This window comes from Okeania sp. SIO2B9 (assembly GCF_010672505.1).
In the GTDB taxonomy this organism is placed as follows: Bacteria; Cyanobacteriota; Cyanobacteriia; order Cyanobacteriales; family Microcoleaceae; genus Okeania; species Okeania hirsuta.
Genome location: NZ_JAAHGK010000349.1, coordinates 1 through 6,179 on the forward strand (window position 1 = coordinate 1; position 6,179 = coordinate 6,179).

4 protein-coding genes and 1 pseudogene are annotated in these 6,179 nt (G+C 37.9%); 1 reads left to right on the forward strand and 4 read right to left on the reverse strand.

Going from position 1 to position 6,179, the window contains the following annotated elements; translation table 11 throughout:
- Nucleotides 1-65: 65 nt before the first annotated feature.
- Nucleotides 66-503, forward strand: a pseudogene (locus F6K13_RS14025) (calcium-binding protein); the annotation flags it as partial.
- A 50-nt stretch (nt 504-553) separates the two neighbouring features.
- On the opposite strand, the gene F6K13_RS14030 reads toward F6K13_RS14025, so the two are convergent.
- The 4 genes from F6K13_RS14030 to F6K13_RS14045 form a co-directional block, all read right to left on the reverse strand.
- Complete coding sequence (locus F6K13_RS14030; protein ID WP_124143825.1) at nt 554-2,569, reverse strand: calcium-binding protein; 2,016 nt, start codon at nt 2,567-2,569, stop codon at nt 554-556.
- 327 nt (nt 2,570-2,896) lie between these two features.
- Nucleotides 2,897-4,171 carry a glycosyltransferase family 4 protein gene (locus F6K13_RS14035; RefSeq protein WP_124143824.1) on the reverse strand — a complete coding sequence of 425 codons (1,275 nt, stop codon included), beginning with the start codon at nt 4,169-4,171 and terminating at the stop codon, nt 2,897-2,899.
- A gap of 506 nt (nt 4,172-4,677) precedes the next feature.
- The gene (locus F6K13_RS14040) at nt 4,678-5,376 is read right to left on the reverse strand and encodes a bifunctional 2-polyprenyl-6-hydroxyphenol methylase/3-demethylubiquinol 3-O-methyltransferase UbiG (protein ID WP_124143828.1); all 699 of its coding nucleotides are present in this window, start codon (nt 5,374-5,376) and stop codon (nt 4,678-4,680) included.
- Between the two features lie 32 nt (nt 5,377-5,408).
- Nucleotides 5,409-5,897 carry a sulfotransferase domain-containing protein gene (locus tag F6K13_RS14045; RefSeq protein ID WP_287287656.1) on the reverse strand — a complete coding sequence of 163 codons (489 nt, stop codon included), beginning with the start codon at nt 5,895-5,897 and terminating at the stop codon, nt 5,409-5,411.
- Nucleotides 5,898-6,179 lie beyond the last annotated feature (282 nt).

Consider the following 6,179-nt stretch of genomic DNA (forward strand, 5'->3'; position numbering starts at 1 on the left):
CTATTAGATAGAGTAAATGTGGAAATAGCCCAAGTATCAGGAGACGGAGCCTATGATAAGTATAAGTGTTACCAGAAATAACAGCTAAATTTCAAAATATTCGAGAACAATATCAGCTTAAGGGAAAAATCATGGAAAAGGTAATTGCCTTTCATAGAACTCTTAACCCCCACTCTGGTTGCTATTTTTTGAATGCCGAACAGATGAAAAAATGGGCTAGTAAACCTTATTTTTTAGACCGAGATACCAGCTTTATTGGTCCGTTAGAAAGTGCTGCTACTTTAGGAATTATGCGGACTTTTAAAATTTATAAACCTGCTGCTGCTGATGCAAGTTTTCTAGAAATTCAGCATTTTGGCACTACATTTTTGAGTTTAATTGATAATCAAATAACATTGATTCAAGAACAAGCTCCAGCTAAGGAAAAAACTCAGAGTGAAGGTACAAATAAAGTAGAAAAACAAGTCAAAACAGAAACTAATCCAGAAAAAAATGAGGAGTGATTAAAAATCAATCACAGCCTCATAATTTTGCTTAATGCTAATAGATTATATTAGATAATAAAGATGTCAGATTGAAGTAGGTTAGGAGTACCATTGAGGCGAGCAATGGTAATAATAGGATTACTATCATCATTTTCCAGATTACCGTTAGGATCGTACTTTAACAGACCTGAACCAGCTAGTTCTGGGTCATCTGATGTGTCATTTGGATCTGTTTTTGGGTTTCGTTCATAGATAATAGTAGGACCGCTAGTTCGAGCAAAGCTATCTTCATAGTTATCACCTGGACCAACACCAGCAAAATCATTAATGCCAATAATTGAGTTTTTGCTGGAATTTTCCAAATTAAATCCATTCAAGTCTAGAAGTATCCGGTCATCAGAAGGATCGAAGTCTACGATCACACTATTTTCAGTGACACCCTCCTCAACGGCAAAATAAGCAAAGCTATCGTTACCTTGACCACCAATTAAGGAGTCCCCTGTACCATTAAGGCCAGCTGCAATATAGTCGTCACCAGCACCAGCAAGAATAGTATCAGTTCCTCCACGGCCAAATATAACATCATTCCCTGCACCAGCACTAATACTATCTCCTAATGAGTCATCTGCAGTACCACCCACAATGGAATCATCACCTGCTCCAGTAATTAAGGTATCTCCTCCATCACCACCACTTAAAGTGTTACTACCTTGAGTATCTTCTATGAAGAATGGTGCTGTACCTCCACCCTGAAATGCTATTACTGTATCGTTACCTTGTGTATTCCCAATTAACTGATCGCTTGTTCCACCAAACTGAATAAAGTCATTACCCGTACCACCATCAAAGAAGTTTGCCACACCAGCGTTGGTACTACCCAAAAGGATATCATTACCTGAACTACCAATCAGAGTAACTTCAATACTACCACCACCCGAAGCATTGGTACTGATGCTTGTAGCATCAATGGTATCGTCACCCTCGCCCCCATCCACACGACTAAAGATACCACTGAGACAATCATTTCCCTGACCACCAATCATAGTATCTGATAAAAAGCCTGATGCTAGAGTATCATCACCGGCACCACCATCTAATCTGTTTTGACCAGCAAAACCGGGAACAGTAACTGCTATACCATTAGTACTAAATTTATCTTCATTTTCTTCGATCAAACCAGTGATAATTAAGTCATCACCTTCACCACCAACCAAGGTATCTCTTGAAGCTTGGCCCCTGATAGTATCGTTGCCAGCTCCGCCATCTAAGGAATTTCTACCATCACCAAATGGCCCGACTGCACCTTGAATACAGTCATTACCTTCACCACCTATTAGAGTAGACCTTTCTATCGAAGTTAAAGCTATAGCTGTGCTATTAACAGGGGTACCTACAGATTCCTGATTTAGCTGAACTATTACATCATTGCCACGATCTCCACTTACACGGACTTGGCTACCCAAAGAATATAATGTGTCATTATCTCTACCGCCGTAGATAGTATCGCGATCGCCAAAAGCAACAACTAAATCTTCTTGTCGGTTTGCAGAAATAAAGTTTTGGCCTTGACCTGTGTCACCTGTAAATGTAGGTAAGGTGTCAAAATCAAGTGCCTCTACTACTTCCGGAGCAAAGACACTAATAGTGTCATTATCCCTGCCACCATAAAGACTATCTCTTGTGCCGATAAGTAGGATATCATTACCTTGATTGGCAGAGTACCAGTTATCTCCAATCAGGCCACGGAGAAAGTCATCTCCCTGACCTCCATAAAGGCTAGTACGGGAAACAGCTACTAAGGTATCATTTTCATCATCTCCAAATCCGAAACCAGCAGCAGCTTGGAATTCCAGGGAGTCACTCCCTGCACCACCTTCGAGAGTATCTGGTTGACCAGAGTTGTTAATACCAGAAGGACCCCTAGATACCAGTGTATCGTTTCCATCTCCACCTCTAGCTAGACTGCCACCTAGGGTAGAAGTAAATATAGTGTCGTCTCCACCAATACCATTAATCGTATCAGGTGCTATATTACCAGAATCCTCCTGATCGAAGCGATCGTCTCCATCAGTTAGCGTTACCATACCGTTTCACTCCTCTACATGGTTTATATCTAAAATATGGACAATTGTTTTGTTTGGCTCAACTACCAACAAATACCAGTAATTTTATATTCGGCTGTAGTTTAACCTGTTTATCTGGAATAAGTCTAGCCTTTTAACTACAAAAATTATCAGCCAAAATTTGGCCTACTATGTGCCTATGGGTTTACCATTATTGACTTTTAAGTACAATCTAGTATCTATACTAAGGCAGCATATTTTTAATGATTGATTATAGTGTTAACATTACCGGAGGACGTGGATTGTTGATTTTAGGTTCCCATATAGTATGGTTGATTTTTAAGGTATCTAGAGTTTAGATGAGGTTAGAGGTTGTTTTTTTTCTATACCTACATCTTTGATTTGTAAGGTGCGGTTAGCAACTTGATGAATTAGTTCTAAATGTTTTGCTAATAAGTTGGAAAGAGCGTATCGCTCTAAAACTGTTTTGCGGGCCTTGGCACGTATTTCTGCCATGCGAGTTGGATGATTCAACACTTCATCAATGCGGTCAGCTATTTGTTTGGGGGAGAAGAAGTCTACTAATAGGCCATTTTTACCATCCTCAATAACTTCCCTCACAGGAGGTGTATCTGAGCCTACAATTAGACAACCAGTGGATAGAGACTCAATCATAGACCATGACAGAACAAAAGGTCTGGTTAAGTAGATATGAACATCAGATGCTTGAATGACTTTTAAGTATAGACCATAGGGCAATGAACCAACGAAGTGAACTCGTGATAAGTCCAAGGGTATTTTTTCTAACATTTCTTGTTTGTAAGTTTTACCATTGGGCAAAGATTTACCGTAGCAAACTCTTTCAGAACCGACTACTACTACATGGCAGTTGGGCCTCCTTTCTTGGATATAGGCGATCGCTTCTATAAATTCTGGGAATCCCCGATAGGGTTCCATGCCTCGCGCTACATAAGTTACAAGTTCATCAACACCGGACAGGTCTAAATTAGGTAGTACTAATTTTGCCTCTGGATTGGGTTTAAAGTAATCAGTATCTACCCCATCGTGGAGTACAGATAGTTTGCTTTGGAGTTCTGTGGGAAATTGCGATCGCTGCCAATATGTGGGGGATAACCCCCAATCACAGGTGTACAAATCTATTAATATGGGAGCATTTTTTACTCTTATTCTGGCCATATCATCTACTGTCAAGGGTTCTGCCGGGTCGAAGTCAGCGTCAGAGCCATGAGAATGATAGAACCATTCAAAGTAGCAAAGAAGTGGGGTGTTCGGAAATGCTTCTTTGACAAATAAGGTGGGTCCCCAGCCAGAGTGGCCACAAATTATATCTGGCACAAACCCCTGTGCTTTGAGTTGTTCTGCGGTTCTAAATACGGCTTGTCCATAAATTACTGCACTTTCTAGGGGACGGACGTAGTGATGGGTTTCTGGACGTGGTTCGCGACTGGGTTTGAATAATGCTTTGTGAACTCCTGGTATTTTCCACTCTGGGCGTTCGTTTTTTGTGCCAAATACAACTTGATTATTAGGATTTGCTCCTAAGGCAGTAATAATATGACGATATTGAGCAGGAAAATTTGGGTGCAGGAAGAGATATTTCATAAGTTCTAAATTTGTATTATTAATGATTATTTTTTAATGTTTGAATGTAAGCATTTCCTGGGGACTGCTGCGCAAACAGCTATTAGCAGTCAGCTATCAGCAATTAGTAATTATTCATTACTTCTAGGGTTTAGTCAGGGAACGTATGGCAGTAACTTTTTATTTTTTCTCAATTTCAAAGGTTGCTTTTACCTTGCCTAAAATTCATAGCTGATAGTTAATAGCTGACGGCTTTTTGCTTACGTTTAAATAGGGTTTGCTGATTAAATCTTAAAGAATTGACTGATATTGGCTTTAGTCTTTTTATGATGTAAAAAAGTGCCTGGTATTACGTCCAAAACCCTCAAAATTTTAGCATAAAAGGCAGAATAATTGCAGAAAAATAACTCTGACAAATATATTTGACTACCTCCTAATTAAATTCTATTCTCCGTTCCTCCTAACTACTCCCCCACTTCCCTACTCCTCCACTCCCCTACTCCTTAAAAAGACTTTTTCAGCAAACCCTAAATAATGTCTGGTGCCTGGCATATCCATACACAATCTCTAGGAACTGAATTAGTATCTTGATGAATAATTTTGTATTTTAGATGGGATAGAAATTTCTCCATTATTGTATTAGTCATTACTGAGTGAGCGGTTCCGTTTCGTTTTCCCATAAGATTGTTATCCCAATCTTTGAGAAATCTTTGCCAACCTAGATCGCTGAGGGTATTTGTGTGGTGAAATATGCAAATTTTTTCTCCTCGTAATTTGGCGGGTATTTTGGTTAGGTAGTTAAAAATATCTCTGGGTTCTAAATGCACCATTGTGTCGTAACAAAAACAAACATCTGCTGTTTTTGAATCAATTTCATTTAATGTTATTCCATCAAGTTTTAGGTATTTGACTTTGGCTTCGCCGAGTCGATTTTTAGTAGCATTTAACATAGAATTGGAGATATCAGCACATATTAATTTTTGGCAATGTTTGAGCAACAATTCTGCTGTACGTCCTCCACCAATGCCTATTTCTAGTACTGTATGTTTTTCATTGATATATGGTGCTATAAATTTTTGTTCTATTAATTTTTCATATTCTGCTAATGAGTTGGCTGCCCCTGCTGCTTTACCTATCCATTCGTCACCTATATGAGTTAATTCGGGATAATCTTCATGCCATTTTTTTGCATATTCTTCCCAAGAATTTTCATAATCAATAGTCATAGTTATGTCGCTATATTTTGTCAATTTTTTGATTAAAGTTGCCAGTTTAGTTCAATACCTAAATACTTAGTTAATTTTTGATTATATGGTTGAAAATATGTTACTAATTGTTGGTATATTTCATCTCTAGGTTGTGAGTAATTACCAGAATTATATCTAAAATATGTTTCTGAGTGGTATGTAGGTAATTCTAGAAATTGAAATACTTTATTCATGGTTTCTAGTGGGTGGTTAAATAAGTCTTCACTCAGGAGAATGAGAAATTGTTCCTTGGGAAAAATATTCATCCAATTTTGTAGTTGTTCAATATATTTGCCTCTTGCTAGATATGTATAATGTTGATGATTAAAACTGTAATATGTTCCTGTTTGAATTATTTTTTCAACTTCTCCTTTTAGGCGATTTTGTTCGGCAGCGATCGCTTCTTTCAAAGTTAATTTTTCAGTTCCTAATCTAACTTCGTGATAATAATGAGATATTGCTCTTTCTGCTGGGTTTCTCAACAATATAATTAATTTCATCTGAGGATATATATCAAAAATTCGTTGGGGTACGAGAGGATGGAATAAATAGTAAGGGCTTGATTCTCCTGTAATTATTCCTGGCTCTAATTCGGGAAATTGCGATTGATACCATTTTAAATCCTTATCAAAATTTAAGTCAAAGTAATGAATTTAATGTTGTAAGGATGCTGCAACTAAAGGGTGTTGCACTAAATAGTTATATAAGGAATTAGTACCACATTTCTGAGCGCCAATTATCAGAAAATGTGGCTTTTGATAGTTGATTGGATAGTCGATTTT